13 protein-coding genes and 1 pseudogene are annotated in these 17,947 nt (G+C 43.5%); 9 read left to right on the top strand and 5 right to left on the bottom strand.

What is annotated here, in order from left to right; translation table 11 throughout:
* Window positions 1–84: 84 nt before the first annotated feature.
* Window positions 85–828, bottom strand: coding sequence for a TetR/AcrR family transcriptional regulator (locus tag AB4623_RS13920; RefSeq protein WP_017069888.1), 744 nt, complete (start codon window positions 826–828; stop codon window positions 85–87).
* A gap of 150 nt (window positions 829–978) precedes the next feature.
* Here AB4623_RS13920 and AB4623_RS13915 point away from each other — a divergent pair, with 150 nt between their 5' ends.
* The 3 genes and pseudogenes from AB4623_RS13915 (at window position 979) to AB4623_RS13905 (ending at window position 6,178) form a co-directional block, all read left to right on the top strand.
* A complete protein-coding gene (locus tag AB4623_RS13915) occupies window positions 979–2,067 on the top strand; it encodes an efflux RND transporter periplasmic adaptor subunit (protein WP_017064636.1) in 1,089 nt (362 codons plus the stop codon).
* Window positions 2,067–3,122 carry an efflux RND transporter periplasmic adaptor subunit gene (locus AB4623_RS13910; RefSeq protein ID WP_372146679.1) on the top strand — a complete coding sequence of 352 codons (1,056 nt, stop codon included), beginning with the start codon at window positions 2,067–2,069 and terminating at the stop codon, window positions 3,120–3,122. Before AB4623_RS13915 ends, AB4623_RS13910 begins: the two co-directional genes overlap by 1 nt.
* A pseudogene (locus AB4623_RS13905) lies at window positions 3,119–6,178 on the top strand (efflux RND transporter permease subunit). Before AB4623_RS13910 ends, AB4623_RS13905 begins: the two are co-directional and overlap by 4 nt.
* 199 nt (window positions 6,179–6,377) lie before the next feature.
* On the opposite strand, the gene AB4623_RS13900 reads toward AB4623_RS13905, so the two are convergent.
* Both AB4623_RS13900 and AB4623_RS13895 read right to left on the bottom strand, forming a co-directional pair.
* The gene (locus AB4623_RS13900) at window positions 6,378–7,115 is read right to left on the bottom strand and encodes an EAL domain-containing protein (RefSeq protein WP_372146677.1); all 738 of its coding nucleotides are present in this window, start codon (window positions 7,113–7,115) and stop codon (window positions 6,378–6,380) included.
* A 575-nt stretch (window positions 7,116–7,690) separates the two neighbouring features.
* Window positions 7,691–8,326: a hypothetical protein gene (locus AB4623_RS13895; RefSeq protein ID WP_029236415.1), complete on the bottom strand. Its 636-nt coding sequence runs from the start codon at window positions 8,324–8,326 to the stop codon at window positions 7,691–7,693.
* 252 nt (window positions 8,327–8,578) lie between these two features.
* Here AB4623_RS13895 and AB4623_RS13890 point away from each other — a divergent pair, with 252 nt between their 5' ends.
* The 3 genes from AB4623_RS13890 to AB4623_RS13880 all read left to right on the top strand — a co-directional run bounded on the left by AB4623_RS13890 (window position 8,579) and on the right by AB4623_RS13880 (window position 10,083).
* A complete protein-coding gene (locus tag AB4623_RS13890) occupies window positions 8,579–8,824 on the top strand; it encodes a DUF2164 domain-containing protein (protein ID WP_017059821.1) in 246 nt (81 codons plus the stop codon).
* 153 nt (window positions 8,825–8,977) lie between these two features.
* The gene (locus tag AB4623_RS13885; protein ID WP_017059820.1) at window positions 8,978–9,517 is read left to right on the top strand and encodes a cytochrome b; all 540 of its coding nucleotides are present in this window, start codon (window positions 8,978–8,980) and stop codon (window positions 9,515–9,517) included.
* Window positions 9,514–10,083: a YceI family protein gene (locus tag AB4623_RS13880; protein WP_017059819.1), complete on the top strand. Its 570-nt coding sequence runs from the start codon at window positions 9,514–9,516 to the stop codon at window positions 10,081–10,083. Before AB4623_RS13885 ends, AB4623_RS13880 begins: the two co-directional genes overlap by 4 nt.
* Before the next feature lie 274 nt (window positions 10,084–10,357).
* Here AB4623_RS13880 and focA read toward each other — a convergent pair whose 3' ends face one another.
* A complete protein-coding gene (gene focA / locus AB4623_RS13875; protein WP_050650436.1) occupies window positions 10,358–11,809 on the bottom strand; it encodes a formate transporter FocA in 1,452 nt (483 codons plus the stop codon).
* 273 nt (window positions 11,810–12,082) lie between these two features.
* On the opposite strand from focA, the gene AB4623_RS13870 reads away from it, so the two are divergent.
* Together AB4623_RS13870 and AB4623_RS13865 are read left to right on the top strand one after the other, a co-directional pair.
* Window positions 12,083–12,988, top strand: coding sequence for a LysR substrate-binding domain-containing protein (locus AB4623_RS13870; RefSeq protein ID WP_065584985.1), 906 nt, complete (start codon window positions 12,083–12,085; stop codon window positions 12,986–12,988).
* Window positions 12,989–13,193: 205 nt separating this feature from the next.
* Window positions 13,194–13,688 (top strand): DUF1097 domain-containing protein, encoded by a 495-nt coding sequence (locus AB4623_RS13865; RefSeq protein WP_017079195.1) that lies wholly within the window; start codon window positions 13,194–13,196, stop codon window positions 13,686–13,688.
* 171 nt (window positions 13,689–13,859) lie between these two features.
* Here the strand turns inward: AB4623_RS13865 and AB4623_RS13860 are convergent, their stop codons facing one another.
* The gene (locus AB4623_RS13860) at window positions 13,860–15,611 is read right to left on the bottom strand and encodes an ATP-dependent endonuclease (protein ID WP_372146676.1); all 1,752 of its coding nucleotides are present in this window, start codon (window positions 15,609–15,611) and stop codon (window positions 13,860–13,862) included.
* A 238-nt stretch (window positions 15,612–15,849) separates the two neighbouring features.
* Between AB4623_RS13860 and AB4623_RS13855 the strand changes: the two genes are divergently transcribed.
* Window positions 15,850–17,589, top strand: a complete 1,740-nt coding sequence (locus AB4623_RS13855) for a bifunctional UDP-sugar hydrolase/5'-nucleotidase (RefSeq protein WP_102333460.1) — start codon at window positions 15,850–15,852, stop codon at window positions 17,587–17,589.
* The last annotated feature ends 358 nt before the right edge of the window (window positions 17,590–17,947 follow it).

Below are 17,947 nucleotides of genomic sequence, written 5' to 3'. Positions count from 1 at the left end.
ATACATATAAAAATGCGCCGTTACAGTGACTTCTGTAACGGCGCGTTTTTGTATCTTATAAGCTCATCATGGGTATGAACCCGATTAAGCTTTATGTTCCTGGTTACACTTCCATTCACATGGCACTTCATAAATCAGCTCTTCAATCGAGGTTGGGTTTAGAACCCACTCTTCATCAATATTGAACTTGCTGACCATCTGCGTGTTGAAAAGCTGCCAATGCTTAAGTAGAACATCTTCAGGAGAGGTGACCATATCGCCTTCATTCCAAGTGCTTTCCATAAAGGGAGTGAGGCATACAGCGCCGTTTGCGTACATGATCATTTGCCATTTAACTTCGTAAATGTTGATCATTTTGTCTGGGTTAGCTGCATTGTACTCAGCGGCAAGCCCGTTAATCTCTTTTTCAACATCGCCGACATTGTCGATGAAGTAATCAACTAGGTTGTCTTCTTGGCGAACAGAGTCTGAAATAAGCTGCATTGGCCTACGTGAGTGAATCATGTTGGTGAACAGACGCATGCTAAACAGGTAGATAGCGATATTTGGCGCAACATCTTTTGGCAGCTCTTCCATAATCTTACTGATGTAAGACTGAAAATAATCGTGTAAACAATCACTTATTGCATGCCAAATCTTTTCTTTGCTACCAAAGTGGTGGCGGATAAGGCTATGCGAGACGCCTGCCTTTTCACTGATGTTTCGCAGTGATACACGATCGTAGCCAAAGTCACAGAACATGTCTGCGGCAACGCTCATGATCAAAAAACGCGTCTCTTCGGCGTCTTTTGCACTTCTTCTACCTTGCTTCTTTTCGGTCATCTTCATTTCACATAATTACCTGATTACAACATTCTACACTGTTTTTACTGAAATAAAAAATACTGCACAAGTGGAAAGTAAAGCTTGAGAATTATTTAATATTAAATATACTGCCCACCTGTGTAATAAATCATAATAATTAAACGGAGAGGCATCATGCAGTTCAATTTGTCGATCAATGCCATATCGAGCAAGCGCATGGGAGCTGTTATTGCAGCACTATTGCTCGCAGGCTCTCTAACTGGATGTGACAAAGTTCAGTCAGAGGAAAATGTGCAGGTAATCAAGCCAGTCAAGCTGTTCGAAATCCCACAACAGACTGATATTGATCTCGATAGCTTCATTGCAAAGGTTGATGCAACCGACCGTGCGGCACTTTCTTTCCAAGTGGGTGGAGATATAGAAACCTTCGATGTTCGTATGGGACAAGAAGTGAAGAAAGGTCAGGTGTTAGCCGTATTAGACGCGACGGATTACCGTATTGCCGTTGACGCAGCCCAAGCTAAATTTGATCTGGCGAACAGCCAATACAAACAAGCTTCTGAGTTGTATGCGAAAAAACTGGTCAGTACCGATTACTACGACCAAGCCGTAAACACCTTTACTGCCGCTGAAGTTGAGTTGGACCAAGCAAAAACAAACCTTGGCTACACTACCTTAGTTGCTCCATTCGATGGCGTGGTATCGATGGTGTTTGGAAAGCAATATCAATTGATCGCAGAAAAGCAGCCTGTACTGAATATTTTGAATCACAGTGAAATGGATGTGACGTTTTCAATTCCAGTATCAAAGCTTGAAGACCGTTCTATTCAAGACCTAACGAGCTCAAACATGTGGGTTGTGATGGACAGCCACCGCGGCATTCGTATCCCGACTCGCTTTAAAGAAATCTCAACGCAACCAGATGAAGATACCAACAGCTACCAAGCGGTTGTGTCTATCGAAAAGCCAGAAGGCATCAATCTACTTTCTGGTATGACAGCGCAAGTTGAAGTTCAGAAAAGTAAATCTGACTACGGCATTGGTATTGTGGATTCAGCTTGGTTAAACAAAGACGTAGGCCATGGTGAACTATGGCGTTATAACCCTGACTCTCAACTGATTTCTAAAGTACAAGTCCTTCTTGATGAGCAAGGCAAGGTTATCGACGGATTGTCGTCTGGTGACCTTATCGTTGAAGCGGGTGTGGATGTGTTATCAGACGGACAACAAGTAAAAGCTTGGCTTCGTGAGGGCGGTATTTAATGAACCTTTCAAAATTATCAGTTGTTGTCGCGTCGGTTCTGTTACTTCAAGCCTGTAACAATGAAGCTGTACACCGTGAACAACCACCTTTGTTGGTTTCTACCTTTGAAGTTGGCGCACCGCTTACTAATCAGTTCAGAAGTTTTAATGGACAGGTGATGCCAGCTGAATTGACTCCCTTGGCATTTAAGCTAGCAGGCGAGATTCAACAAGTATTAGTAGAAGCGGGCGACAATGTCGAAAAAGGGCAGTTATTAGCCACCTTAGATAACGCAACGTACGTACAAGATCTGACTGATGCTCAATCTCAATTCAAACTGGCAAGCAAACAGTTGGCCCGTGGAACGGAGATGTTTGGCAGCGAAATGTTATCGCAATCAGAACACGACCAACTGACGGCTAACTATAAGCTCGCATCGGCGAATTTGGCGGCGGCGAAACACAAGCTGAGTTACACAGAACTTTTAGCGCCGTTCTCAGGAACAGTTTCAACTGTCGATAAGCAACGATTCGAAAATACGACGCCTGGAGAAACACTACTGAGTGTGTACCAGAACGACAAGGTGTATGTGCGAATTCAAGTATCAGATTCGATCTTGGCGTCAATTAGCCCAGACATGCGTTCAAATAGCTATCGTCCTGAGGCGACCTTTGGCGGTCACACAGGCCAATATTCACTGACGTATCTAGAACACACCAGTGAACTGCACCCACAATCCCGTACCTACGAATTTTGGATGCAGATGCAGCAGCCTGAAAGTGAAATCCTGCCAGGCACGAGCGTTACGGTCAATGTAGATATGGCGAAAGCGGGCCTGAGCGATGTTCAAGGCTACCAATTACCAATGACAACGCTAGAAGCGGGCTCTGAAGCGAATCAGTTCTATGTGTGGAAAATGGAAGACGGACAAGCATTCAAAAGCGAAGTAGAAGTCGACAAGATCAGTGGCCAAGGCGCACTCATCGCTCATGGTGTTGAGCAAGGTGAGCTACTCGTAAATTCGAATTTAAGAAAACTCCGTGACGGAATCCAATTGTCAGGAAAAGCAGAATGAACATCGCAGAATATTCAATAAAGAACAAAGTAATCAGCTGGCTGTTTCTAGTCATTTTGGCCATTGGCGGTGTGACGTCTTTTGGTAATCTATCCCGTTTAGAAGACCCAGCTTTTACCATTAAAGATGCAATGATTATTTCAACTTACCCTGGCGCTACGTCAATGGAAGTTGAAGAAGAGCTGACTTACCCACTAGAAAAAGAGATAAGACAGCTTCCGTACATCGACAAGATTACCTCGACATCATCGAACGGTATGTCCCAAATTATGGTCAGTATGAAGATGGACTACGGTCCAGACGAGCTGCCTCAGATCTGGGATGAAATGCGCCGTAAGATCAACGATCTACAACCAACACTGCCAAGTGGTGTAAATTCCGTTCAGATCATCGATGATTTTGGTGATGTGTTTGGTGTGATGATCATGCTGACCGGTGATGGTTACGATTACGTTGAGCTCAAACAGTACGCAGATTACCTAACGCGTGAAATCGAACTGGTCGACGGTGTCGGTAAAGTTAGCATTGCAGGTGACCAACAAGAACAACTGTTTGTTGAGATGTCACTGGAACGCTTAGCCGCATTGAACCTAGATATGTCGACGGTTACGTCACTGCTAGCACAGCAAAACAGTGTGGTATCGGCAGGCGAGGTGATGCTGAATGGTCAAAGCCTTACGATCAAGCCAAACGGCACCTTAAGCACGGTTGAAGAACTAGAAAACCTGATCATTCATGGTCGCGATACAGGTAACCTGATTCGCTTGAAAGATGTCGCTGAAGTAACTCGTGGTATTTAAGAAAAGCCGGGCAATGTATTAACGTACAACGGTAAACCAGCAATCAACTTGGGTATTGCGTTCTCTTCTGGTGTAAACGTGGTTGAGATTGGTAAAGCACTGGATGCGGAACTGGATCGCCTAGAAAGCATTAAGCCAGCGGGTGTAGAACTGAATTACTTCTACAACCAAGCGCAAGAAGTAGACAAATCTGTGGCTGACTTCTTAATCAGCCTAGTTGAAGCGGTAGCCATCGTTATCATTGTATTGTTGTTCGCAATGGGCTTACGCAGTGGTTTGATCATCGGTTTGGTTCTTCTATTGACGGTATTCGGTACCTTCATCCTGATGGATTACAACGATGTTGAACTGCACCGCATCTCTCTGGGGGCACTGATCATCGCGCTGGGTATGCTGGTGGATAATGCGATTGTTGTCGTTGAAGGTATTTTGGTGGGCTTGAAGAAAGGCAAAACCAAGCTTCAAGCAGCGAAAGACATCGTCAAGCAAACACAATGGCCACTGTTAGGTGCGACCATTATCGCTATCACAGCGTTTGCACCGATTGGTTTGTCGAAGGATGCGACAGGCGAATTCATGGGTTCACTGTTTTGGGTACTGTGTTTCTCACTGTTTTTGAGTTGGGTAACTGCACTAACACTAACGCCATTCCTTGCCGAGATGTTGCTTAAAGAAGAAGACAAGGTTGATGAGAACGAAGACCCATACAAAGGCATCCTGTTTGTGGTATTCGGTGCGTGTCTGAAAGTAGCACTTCGATTTAGATGGCTTACTGTAGTTAGTATGGTCGCTCTATTAGCAGTTTCTGTCGTCGGTTTTGGTATGGTGAAGCAGCAGTTCTTCCCGCCGTCAAATACCCCAATGTTTTACGTAGACATGTGGATGCCAGAAGGCACCGATGTTCGTGAAACGATCAAGCAGACAGAAAAAGTTGAAAGCTACATTCGCCAGCAAGACGACGTGGAGTTTGTAACGACAACGGTTGGGCAGGGCATGCAACGTTTCGCACTGACTTACCAACCAGAGAAAAGCTACGAAGCGTACGCCCAGTTACAAGTAAGAACCACTGACTGCGACACTATGTTTAAGGCTCTAGCGGCGCTAGACAAAGACTTAGCGAACGAATTTGAGCAACCAACGTTCCAGTTCAAGTTGATTGAGTTTGGTCCGTCACCCGCTTCAAAAATTGAAGCGCGTATTATCGGTGCCGATCCACAAGTACTGCGTAACATTGCAGTTGAAGTCGAAGACATCTTGCTTGCCGATCCAGGCTCTCGAAATGTTCGTCATGACTGGCGTGAACGCACTAAAGAACTTGTACCACTGTTCAACGAATCTAAGGCTCGTCGCCTAGGCATTTCAAAAACTGACTTGTCTGAGACATTACAGATGGCGTTTGGCGGTTACAACATCGGCCTACTGCGTGATGGTACTCATATGTTACCTATCGTGGCGCGTTTACCGGAAGAAGAGCGTTTTGATTTCGAATCGCTAAACAATGTGAAGATTTGGAGCCCATCACTACAAACTTACATCCCAGTTGAGCAAGTGATTGATGGCGTAGAGCTTCAATGGTCTGAGCCACTGATTCAGCGTCGCGACAGAAAACGTACGCTAACAGTATTGGCTGACCACGATGTTCTTGGTGATGAAACGCCAGCGAGTCTGTTTGCTCGTGTGAAACCAAAGGTAGAAGCATTAGATTTACCAGAAGGCTACAGCATTAGCTGGGGTGGTGAGTACGAAAGCTCTAAAGATGCGCAAGAATCTCTGTTTGGCTCACTGCCAATGGGTTACTTGCTGATGTTTATCATCACGATGCTTCTGTTTAACTCGGTTCGTAAGCCACTTGTGATTTGGTTTACGGTACCACTTTCTATCATTGGTGTTTCGATTGGTCTGCTAGGGACTAATATGCCATTCAGTTTCACGGCGTTCCTTGGCCTACTGAGCCTAAGCGGCATGATTTTGAAAAACGGTATCGTCCTGCTTGACCAGATCAACACGGAACTCTCAACAGGTAAAGACCCATACCTAGCGGTTGTAGACAGCGCGATCAGTCGTGTACGACCGGTATCTATGGCAGCACTGACGACTATCTTGGGGATGATTCCCTTGGTATTCGATGCATTTTTCGGCTCAATGGCGATTACCATCATGGCAGGCTTAGGCTTTGCTACCGTACTAACGCTAATAGTAGTACCAGTGATGTTCGCTATTCTATATAGAATCAAACCGTCCACTGCGGGTTATTAGGGATTGATATAAAACAGATTCTTTTAAGCCAGCCCAGTCAATTTTGACTGGGCTTTTTTATGGGTGTGACTTGGCGATACAAGATCGTGCTAAGAGACTATAGCGTCAGCGAGCGTTGCGTTAAGAAAGAGATAGGTATCAAAAAGCCGCTAACCAATGGTAAAGCGGCTTCCTGTAGAATAGAGAATAGAGGGCAGTTCTAGATTGCGAGGCGAATATCCAACTCAATCGGCTTTGGCATGGCTAAGTGATAACCTTGATACATATCGAAGCCTAAATTTTGCATCGCTGCGAGTTGTTGTTGGGTTTCTATCCCTTCGATTACCGTCTTCGCACCGATTTGAGTAGCAAGCTTTAGGGCCAACTCCATTTCACGTGTGTCGCCTTGTTCAAAGTCCAACATAACCGAGCGGTCTATCTTGATGATATGCGGGTTAATGTGACGAACGCGCTGTTCGGTTGATGCTTGTGTACCAAAATCATCGACAGCGATTTGAAAACCATTTTCCGCTAATGAATGGGCTGCGTCTTTCAAACGTTCTTCACTCTCTACATTAAGCTCGACCAACTCCATCACAATTTGTTCGCACGATAAGTTAAGCTCATGCAGGCGCTTAGCTAACAAGCTATCGCTCACTTTCTCTGCGGCAAATAACTCGCCAACATTAGGAAGAACATTCAAGAATAGGTGTAAATGACGAATAGTCGACTGTGCGAAGTTGCGTATATGAATGGCTCGGCTAAGCCTCTCGACATTAATTTTGTCTGTGCATGAGGTTTCGTCGGAATGAAAGAAGTGATCAGGGCGAACAATGGCACCTTTGCTGTTCGAAATTCGAACTAAAGCCTCTACACCTATCTGAGTCATAGAAGAATCAAATATAGGTTGGTAGACACTTCTAAGTGTTAGGTCTTGATATTTCGCAATAAACTGCATATCGGCATCCACAGATATACAGCTAATAAATTCACTTCTGTCTGATAAAATCATAGTCGCTAATAAAGGTGTTTATTTAATGACGAGAAGATACGTCACGGCTGTCACAATATTGACAGGTGTTACTAAATTGTCAATTAATAAAAATTCATTTGTAACGTCAATATTTGAATTAATATAACCAACGAAAAATCAGCATGATAAATGACATTAATCATTAAATTTACTTATCATTGACTGCGTTTGATAGTTTAAGTGAATCTAATGGCTGAGTGACGTCTCACATATTAACCCCAACCAATATAAGGCTAGAACGCTGATACACCAGAGAAAAGTAGGGTTAATGGCTTAAATTATGGGGGAGTGTCAAAGTTATAAAATAGATTGACTAAGCGAGTTACACAGAAATGATATCTATCTCTCAAAATCGAGACTGTGATTCGATTGGCTATTAATAATTAAAACAGGAAGTTCGAATAATTAATGAACAGGGAATGAGTTGCCTTTTATAAAATACTGGGATAGAGGTCTAACAATGTACTTTCAAAACTGATTGAAAAAGTTGACCCGTATTCTTACTGCCATTGAAGTACCGCATAAAGTTGCAGGTATTTACGAACCAGTTGTTGATTTCCTGACCGTTTTAAAGGGTGTCCAAATTTAATAAAGCAAGGGCTGATTTTAAAGTTGTTATTTAACTCAGTGGCGAATTGAGAATCACTCTCTCTTAGCGTGATACCTTGTTGACTATATTCCGTGATCTCATCTGGGAGTTCACCCATCCACCAATGCAATAATTCGCCACTGTTTTTACTTCGGCTAATCCAATGGTCGGAGACAATGATCAAAACGTCATTGGGTTGAATGGAAAATCCATACTCTTGTTGCCAATTATGGATGTCCAACATCAACTTTCTACGACATGTTTTCCCGGCGCTCACCATATGATGACTGATCATCCAAACGGTACCGATTTCGGAAGATATTCGGAAGTGTCGAGGCGTTTCTCTAGAGGAAAGCATTTCAAGTGGGCTGATGTTGCTTGCATGATTAAAGCTAACGAAGGTGTGCTCCATTCGGCGAGCAAATGCCTTTCCTATATGGTGCTCACTGATCCCTTGATTGTGCACCGTAGGGTAGTGGCGTTCACAGAGCTTTAGGCAATCGTCTTGAAATTGATTAACGCTTTTAATCACTAGATCTAATAACAATGAAGTCCCTTATACACAGCTACTATCTTATTGATGGGCAATAGTACGGTAATTGCGGTTCCGTTACCTATCGTCAAAGTGCGAGTTCTTGATCTCTCTATCAAAATTAACCATTGCTGAGTGATTTTATGGATAGCACTGGCGCTCTACAGGTCTGTATTCTAAATTATGAGGAATTCTAGCTAGTTACCTCGACTATAGTCTAGTCAGCAAATCACAATTGATCTACTTACTCTTTATTTGGAAACATTCATGACCATTCAATTAGATTCGAAACAAAAGTCTGAGCTTACTCATACGCTCCAAAAGTACCTGCAGGATGAACTCGATGTGGAGCTTGGTCAGTTCGACACAGAATTCTTGGTCGATTTCATAAGTAAAAAGTTTGGGGCGGTTTACTACAACAAAGGGATAGAAGACGCTCAAAAAGTCATGGAACGTAAAATGTTAGATATCTCAGATGAGCTTTACGAGATCGAACAAATCGTTGAAATCTAACGTTTAGCCCAAACTTGTTCAAATAATTTGAATAACTCGTTTAATTTGAAATGATGTTACCAATGTAAAGCTTGGTAAATAATATGTTACACAAACTTGGTGTAGGGTACGCTTTTCGAAACTACACTACTCGTTAACATTCGGAAGAGATGCATGGACAACAACGTTAGAAATTACAACCCTTTAGCAAGAGCGATGCATTGGATTTCAGCTCTCGCGGTATTTGGCTTATTTGGTGTAGGCCTGTGGATGGTTGATCTTTCATATTACAGCGAGTGGTACAAAACAGCGCCAGACTATCACCGCTCGGTAGGCATTCTTTTGGCTACTGTTACTGTTATCCGCTTGGTTTGGAAACTAGTTACCGCGTCACCTAAAGTAGAAGGTAAAAGCTATGAAGTTGCAGCAGCGAAGATCGCTCACGGCTTTATGTACATTAACTTAGCGGTTTTATTTATTTCAGGTTATTTGATTTCAACATCAGATGGCCGCGGGATCGACGTATTCAATTGGTTCACTGTACCAAGTATGGGTGAACTGTTTGCAAACCAATCTGATCTCGCAGGAACGATTCACTACTATGCTGCATGGGTACTGATCATCATGGCATCAGTACACGCCTTAGCGGCGATAAAACACCACGTTATCGACAAAGACGATACGCTACGAAAAATGATAGGAGCTTCAAAATGAAAAAGTCAATTATCGCTACAGGATTAGCATTTGCAATGGCAATGCCTTTCGCTGCGAACGCCGCTGATTACGTGATTGATACAAAAGGTGCGCATGCTTCAGTTAACTTTAAAGTTAGCCACCTGGGTTACAGCTTTATCCAAGGTCGTTTTAACACATTCTCAGGTGACTTCTCATTTGATGAAAGCAACGTTGAAGCGTCTACAGTAAACGTAACGGTTGATACTACAAGCCTTGATTCAAACCACGCAGAACGTGATAAGCATATCCGTAGCGGCGATTTCATCGATGCTGGTAAGTTCTCTGATGCGACATTCAACAGCACGAAAGTTGTTGATAAAGGCGACGGCAAACTTGAAGTAATGGGTGACCTTAAACTTCACGGTGTAACTAAGCCTATCGTTATCGAAGCTGAATTCATCGGTGCTGGTCAAGACCCATGGGGCGGTGAGCGTGCAGGTTTCGTTGGTACAACTCGTCTAGAACTTGCTGACTTCAACATTCCAGTAATGGGCGCTTCAAGCTATGTAGATATGGATCTACACGTTGAAGGTGTAAAGAAGTAATCTAGCTATTGTTGATCGCTAACTAGTATCAATCTCTTATGTAACACCAAAAGTTAAATAGATACTTAGAAAGCAACAGTTAGAAATAGAGAAAGGCGCAAAGTTTTCACTTTGCGCCTTTTTTATTGAGATAAATGGCAACGCGTTTAGGTCTGTTTTGTGTCAAACCGTTTAGTTACGTTAAAAGCCACCGTTTACCTCTAGCCAGTCAACGTTGCCATGACTGAGTTATCTAATTGAACTACTAATCCCTAATAGTTCAACTTAAGATTAGTTAAGCCGTTTCTAGTTCAGCTTGTGGAACCACGTTTAGTCGGTCACCGTAGATTGGACGTAGTGCTTGCATCACTTCAATGCGAGTCAACACACCTACCATTACGCCGTTTTCTAACACTGGAAGCATATGTGGTTGGCTTACTTTCATCGCTTTTGCACGCTCTTCTAGAGAAAGAGATGTCAGGCGAGTAGCGAAGCCCATGCTTGTCGTCGGGTACAGTTGCTCTTTGTCGATGCATAGGAACTCAGCAACGTCCACTAGCTTGTCGTTTGCGTCGATTGCCACAACGTCACGGCTCATTAGGTCTACAACTTTTTGGCCTTTAGTTGGGATGTAATCTTGGCACCAAAGGTCAACCATTACGTCATGAACAGAGAAGATACCCACTAGACGACCTTCAACATCGCAAACAGGAGCGCTAACAAGTTGCGCGTCTAAAAGTGTATCAATCGCGACTGATGTTGGCATTTCTACGCTCAGTGTAATTGGTTGAGTGTTCATGATTTGCTTGATAGTAGTTGCTGTGTTCATAGTAATTTCCTTAACTGACGTAATTTCTGTTGTTTGTGTAATAGCGGTAATTTTTGCTGCTTTAAGTTGTGGGCGACGGTAGATGCTCCAGTTCGCTAAGCCGACCAATACTGAACCACCTACGATGTTGCCGATTGTCACTGGTATTAAGTTTGCGGTGACAAATTGCATGACGTTTAGGTCTGCATACTGGGCTGGTGTTGCGCCGATTTGCATCCAGAAGCTTTCTGGTGCGAATGCTTGAATCGTGATGCCTAGCGGAACCATGAACATATTCGCCACACAGTGTTCAAAGCCTGAGCTTACGAACATTGCAACGGGTAACACGGTCATCATTGCTTTGGTCATTGCGTTAGCAGAGCTGAACGTTAACCAAATCGCTAAACACACCAACAAGTTACAAAGCACACCCAAAGCAAACGCTTGAACTGGGGTGTGGTGTAGCTTGTGTTGAGCAATGTTTAAAGCGTTTAAGCCCCATTGCCCGCCATCCAGTTGATACAAGCCTGCTGCGCTTACCAAAGCCAATAGGAACATGGCACCGATAAAGTTGCCGACATACACCTTGCCCCAGATAGACAGCATCTTCGTGAAGGTGATTTGCTTGTTAGCCCATGAGATGCTTGATAACACTGAGCTGGTAAATAGCTCACCACCGCAAATCACAATCAAGATCAAACCCATACTGAAGGCAAGACCGCCGGCTAAGCGACTCAGTCCCCATCCAGCATCAGCGCTGCCCGTGGTTACCGTGATGTAGAATAAAAAAGCAAGCCCGATGAATGCGCCAGCCATGATTGCCAAACTCAATGTCATGCTGCTGGTTTTATTTGCTTTACTTAATGCAAACTTCTCTGCTTCCGCCATCATTTCTGTTGGTGAGAACAGTTGATGATTTTCAGAAGTGCTGGTTGCCATATCCCCCCCTTGAACAATCCGTCATGTGTAATTCCTAGTGTTAATGACCTGGTTAATCTGTAATGGTTAATCAGTAATGTTTTGCAGGGCTCGTTGTGTCCTGCCATTTCAGATTAGGGCGTTGAGGGGTAGAGGTAAAATTGATAATTTTTAGAAACCACATCAAATTTATTGATATAGATTTGGTTACGCGTAGAATGAAATTGATTGCTCATTGGCTTTATAAAAAACGAGCATCAGGACACAAATAATTAAAAGCATTAAGGATGAATTTTGCGTTATTCATTAAAGCAACTCGCGGTATTTGATGCAGTAGCAGACTCCGGGAGCGTTAGTCAGGCAGCAGACAAATTGGCGTTGACTCAGTCGGCAACAAGTATGTCTCTTGCACAGTTGGAAAAAATGCTCGGCAGGCCTTTGTTTGAAAGGCAGGGCAAGCAAATGGCCCTGACTCATTGGGGCATGTGGTTAAGACCAAAAGCGAAGCGTTTACTGCAAGATGCGCAGCAAATTGAGATGGGTTTTTACGAGCAGCATTTGTTGAGTGGCGAACTCAAATTAGGTGCTAGCCAAACTCCAGCGGAACACCTCGTTCCTGATCTCATCAGTATTATTGATAACGACTTTCCTGAGATGCGAATCTCGCTCGGCGTGCAAAGTACCGATGCTGTCATTGATGGTGTATTAGATTATCAATATGACTTGGGCGTTATCGAAGGTCGTTGTGATGACAACCGAGTTCACCAAGAAGTGTGGTGTACCGACCATTTAACGGTGGTTGCATCGGCTCATCACCCGTTTGCGAAGCGTGAACGAGTCAGCTTGGCACAATTAGAACAAGCAAAGTGGGTATTACGCGAACATGGTTCGGGTACTCGCAAAGTTTTTGATAGCTCTATTCACCATTTAATTGGCGATCTCGATGTATGGCGAGAGTATGAACACGTTCCTGTTTTAAGAAGTTTGGTTGCAAACGGCCCATATTTAACGTGTTTACCTTATCTAGATGTCGAACAGTTTGTTGAGTCAGGGCAACTGGTGACGTTGAATGTTCCTGAGCTTGAAATGGAAAGAACCTTGTCCTTTATTTGGCGTGCTGACATGGCAGAGAACCCACTTGCTGAATGTATCAAGCGTGAAGGTAAGCGCATGATGAAAGGCAAACGGTCGATTCTTTAGTCGCTACTCAACACCAATTCTAATAACTAAATATGTTGAATAAGCGATTCCGGTCTCCATCTAGTGATAAATGCACAAGTGCATACATTATTAATGTGATCGTGATCGGCCAAATAAGGGCTATCTTCCCATAGTATGCTTACTTGATTTTAAGTGAGGCTAAATCCGGTTGCGTTCAATTACGTGATTAGGCTTTAGAAATAGTATGAGTACATTAGTCGCGATTTCATTAACAACAGGTATTTTGTCAGGTCTATGGGGATGGATTGCTATCTCTTTCGGCTTATTGTCATGGGCAGGTTTCTTAGGTTGCACCAGTTACTTTGCTTCGCCAACAGGCGGCGTTAAAGGACTAGCAGGTAGCTTATTGACCAACATGACTGGCGTATTCTGGGCAATGGTGATTATCGAAAGCTCAACCTTCGCAGGGTTAGAGATTTTAGGCTACATGATTACTGCTATTGTGGCATTCTTTATGTGTATTCAAGCGAAACAAGCGTGGCTAGGTTATATCCCAGGCACCTTCATTGGTTGCTGTGCGACGTTTGCTGCAGGTGGTGATTGGCAACTTGTAGTGCCATCTTTACTGCTTGGTGGTGTATTTGGATACTTGATGAAAGCAACGGGGCTATGGCTTCACGAGAAATCGACTCAATCTTCGGAAGTTGTTGAACAACACACTAAACAGGCAAAGGCTTAATTCGTTAACCTAACCTTAGTTAGTCACTGTGAACTCTTGCAAGATAACCCCCAATTAATTTGTATATCGATTTATACAGGCACACCGTTTGGTGTGCCTTTTTTGGTTGAGGCGACTAGCTAAATATTTCATCAGTAGAGCAACTGATAGCATCTATAAAACAAATTATGTTTAGGTATTTCCATTCGCCATGGTGATCACGCGTTTTAATGTCCACCTTAATAAAAGCGGAATGCATTCTTGTCCTTGATTCTCGCAATGAGAAACAATGGCGAGTGCAAGGTCGGGTTTTGCATGTTTCTTCAATACCTTGGCAACCACTTTCTTTGGAGGGATAGGGTGATCGTATGGAATCTTAACCATGTCACGGAAAAAGCTCTCAAATCCATTCATATATAGGTAATGCTCGATATCTTTATCTGGCAGTTCGGTGAGTCGATGTCTTTCCTGATCATTACCAAGCTTCGATAGCACCGTTGCTGCGTATTTTTTACCCGCCGCATCGCCGTCAGTTACCACATGCCAATCGATGCCAAACTCTTGCGCGACCTTAATCAGTGCCTTAAGTCCTGATTGGGCGAACTCAATAATCTGCACACCTTCTGCTGCTAGGTTATAGCCACATTGGTTGGCAAGTTCATTGAACAACCAAACCTCGGTTTCACCTTCTACTAATAGCCAACAGCGAGCAAATAGTGCCCCAGAGCGGTGGAAGCGGATATGAAAACCAATTCGTCGAAGTTCATCCTTACTGAAATGGTTCATGTTGAGTTGATTGGCGATGGTTTTGTCTGACTGACGAACCAAGCGACGAATCGATTGAAGTGGGACCGCCGCAAGTAGGTCGCCACTGTTGGTGGTCAGGATTTTCTGCATGGGCAATTTCTGCATCAAGCTCCAAGCCCTTGCCAAGTGTGTTGGGTGCAATCGACCTTCTGGATCTTCAAGGATCAACAGAGGGCGCGCACATCGCCTTAAGTCGTTTGGCCCTTTAGCTTGTAGATAAGCGTTAAGTAACCCCATGAATAATAAGCGAGTTTGTTTGTTCTTGGTCTCTTCGACGAGTTGATGAATACTCTGATCATTGGTACCCGCAGAATAAAGCAATCCGTCTCGCTGTTTTCTAGGGTTACGACGAGAAGTACTTTTGAAAGAAAAATAGTGCTCAATCAAACTTTGCATCGACTCTAGGCTACTGCGCATTTCACCTTTATTAACATGTCCGGGTATCGCCATAAGACGGCGGCAGGTGTTGTCTATTCGTTTTTCTATTCTTGCTTGTCGACCATTACCGTTATTGGCGCCGTTTCCATTTGTTGTGCCATTGCTCGTGTGATGGTTCCCGTTCCCGTTTGAATTTGCATTAGTTGCGTGAACATTAGTCGGCAGGTGAGCATTGTGGTTAAGGGACTTGCCGTTGAAAGGACGATCAAAGTGCCTTGCATCACGCAAACGGATAACGGGATGTAAGGTCATTAATTCTTGAGCAAGCTTTTCTGAATGATGAAGCTTGAGCGGATTACCGTCCAAACCAAGAAATGCATAGTGTGTTGTTGTCTCATACTGTTCTAACGTCGCGCTGATGCGATAGTAGATGCGAAATACGCCAAATTCATCTTGAACCCAAATAGGTTTGAGTTTGCGATAACGACCTGCGTTAAGTTCGCTCTTATCGTTAGCTTTTAAAGCGAGAACAATTTGAAGATGTTGAGACTGCGGGTGTGAAACAGAGTAATCGACATGAAAATCGGTCATTTTAAAGTGATATGGCACACCGTCTGAGGGCAGAATGACGGAAAGGGCATCCAATAATGAAGACTTACCCCAAGTATTTTCACCAATAAGCGTGGTTAGCTCGTCAAACGCGAGTGACATGCGCTTGATACCTCGAAAGCCAGAAATCTCGATTCTTTCTAGTTGCATAGGCTTACTCCTAACGGAAGGCTCTGCTAATTATTTGAAAGCTAACAGATATCTTTAATCATAATCGAAAAATCCAAATCCGGTATGCTCACCTGTCACAAAACCCGTTGTTTATTAATACGGTGCAAAATGAGATTTTTGATCTATCTCGAGTATTTTTTTGCAGTGCAGTTTCATAAAATTCACGATTCTGTCATGATTCTCGACCTAGTATGAAGGGACAAAGAGAGAAGAAAATATGACTAAAAAGAATAAGCCGACAAAAATAGTGTTGGCACACATCAACGACACCCACTCATACTTTGAACCAACCTCGTTACAGCTATCACTTAAAATGAACAACCACATCATTGAACCTTATGTCAGTGCTGGTGGCTTTGCTCGAATTTCAACACGCTTCAAACAAATAGAACAAGATGCCCAGCGTCAGAAGGTTGGAACCTTGTTCTTGCACGCTGGTGACTGCTTCCAGGGCACGTTGTACTTTTCCTTATTCAAGGGAAAAGCCAATGCCGATTTGTTGAATGCCCTTAATATAGATGCCATGACGCTCGGTAATCACGAGTTAGACATGGGTAATGAGCCCGTTGCGATTTTCGCGAAAAGAATCAAATTCCCGCTGTTGGCCGGTAACTGGAATCTATCGAATGAGGATATCAATAAAACTCATACGCTAGCGGACAACGACATTGTTAAGCCTTATCTGCCTGAAACACGAAGTGCTTCTTTTATAACGAAAGAGTTTGATGGCGAGAAGGTCGCAATATTCGGCTTAAGCATCGACAAGATGGCAGGCATCGCTAACCCAGATATCGATACACCGTTTGAAAATGCTTTGGAAACAGCAAAAGGGACCATTGAGCAAATCCATCAAGCAGGTATCAACAAGATTGTGTTACTTAGCCATCTTGGTTACGAAGCTGATTTAGAGTTAGCAGCCAACGTAACAGGTATTGGTGTCATCGTTGGTGGTCATAGTCATCGCTTACAAGGTGATTTCTCTGATATCGGCTTAGTTAAAGATGATGAATACGGTGTGAAAATTGGCGATACCTATGTTGTGCAAGCGGGTTTCCACGCCATGAGCTTAGGACACTGCGAAATCGAGTTCGATTCTCAAGGCAAAGTGACGCACTTCAATGGTAAAAACGAACTGTTATTAGGCCGTCGACTCTTTATAGACGCGAAACTGAGTGAAGTAGGGCAAGACGATGCCCACGATATGGCGTGTGAGTTTTTAAACAATCACCCTAATATTGCAGTGTGTAAGAAAGATCCTGAGCTGCAGAGCATTCTGACGGATAAATACCAGCCGCGAGTTCGAAAGCTTCAGCAACAAGTGATTGCTCATGCAGACACTAAACTTCGCCATGTACGTATTCCAGATGCTAAAGGCCCGAGTCAACTAGCCCCCTTGGTTGCTCAATCATTTCACCATCTAATGAACAAGAAAGGGCATCAGGTTGACTTTGCCATTCACAACGCCGGTGGTGTAAGAAATTCACTGAACAGCGGCGATGTCTCTGTTGCCGATATTGCCGGAAAACTACTACCGTTTGCCGTACCTATTGGTGTGTATGAAGTAAAAGGTGAAACGATCGCTGGCATGCTTGAAGGTGCAATCAATAACGCGATTGATAATGGTGTCGTGGGCACAGGTTCAGGTAGCTTTCCTTATACACATAATTTGAGGTTTTGTTACCACAAAGAAGCGCCTATAGGACACAGGATTCACCATCTAGAAATTCACTCTGATGATTCAGGTTGGCAAGCTGTTTCTCGCAACCGTATTTACCGGGGCGCGTCGTCAGCCTATACAATGAAAGGCAAAGAGGGCTATAACGCTGTGTTGGATATGATCGGTGATGGCACGGTCACCACTGACTCTATGGCAGACTGCTTCATCGAGTTTCTGCAAGACCACCCAGAGTCGCTTCAACTCAATGAACCGTTGAATTGTATGGAGTGTTTTAGATAACTAAAGCTGATACTGATATTTAACACTATTACTTTGGGTTATTTATAAAATTGGCATTGTTTATGCTTTATCTCTGCAGGTCGCCTTCTTGTGGAGATATGCATGGATAAGAAAGATTGGTTAGATGCGGTAGCGGTTGTCGGTTGGGTATCAGTTTGGTCAGCGTTAGTGTATTTAATACCTGCCGCAGGGCTGTAAATTGCTCTTTTTGCAACTTCATTACGCAGTGCAATAGTGTGTTTGACTTGCGAATTTATTCTTAGAATCAATTCGCGTGTCTATTTGACAAAGTGGCATCAATCAGAAAGGAGCGTTTGCTCCTTTTTTGCTTTTTCCGTGCAAATTTATATAGACGAAA

The sequence above is a fragment of the Vibrio sp. 10N.222.52.C12 genome, assembly GCF_041474215.1.
Classification (GTDB): domain Bacteria; phylum Pseudomonadota; class Gammaproteobacteria; order Enterobacterales; family Vibrionaceae; genus Vibrio; species Vibrio crassostreae_C.
The sequence above is the reverse complement of the archived record's forward strand: the minus strand, read 5'-3'. Positions and strand labels throughout refer to the sequence as shown.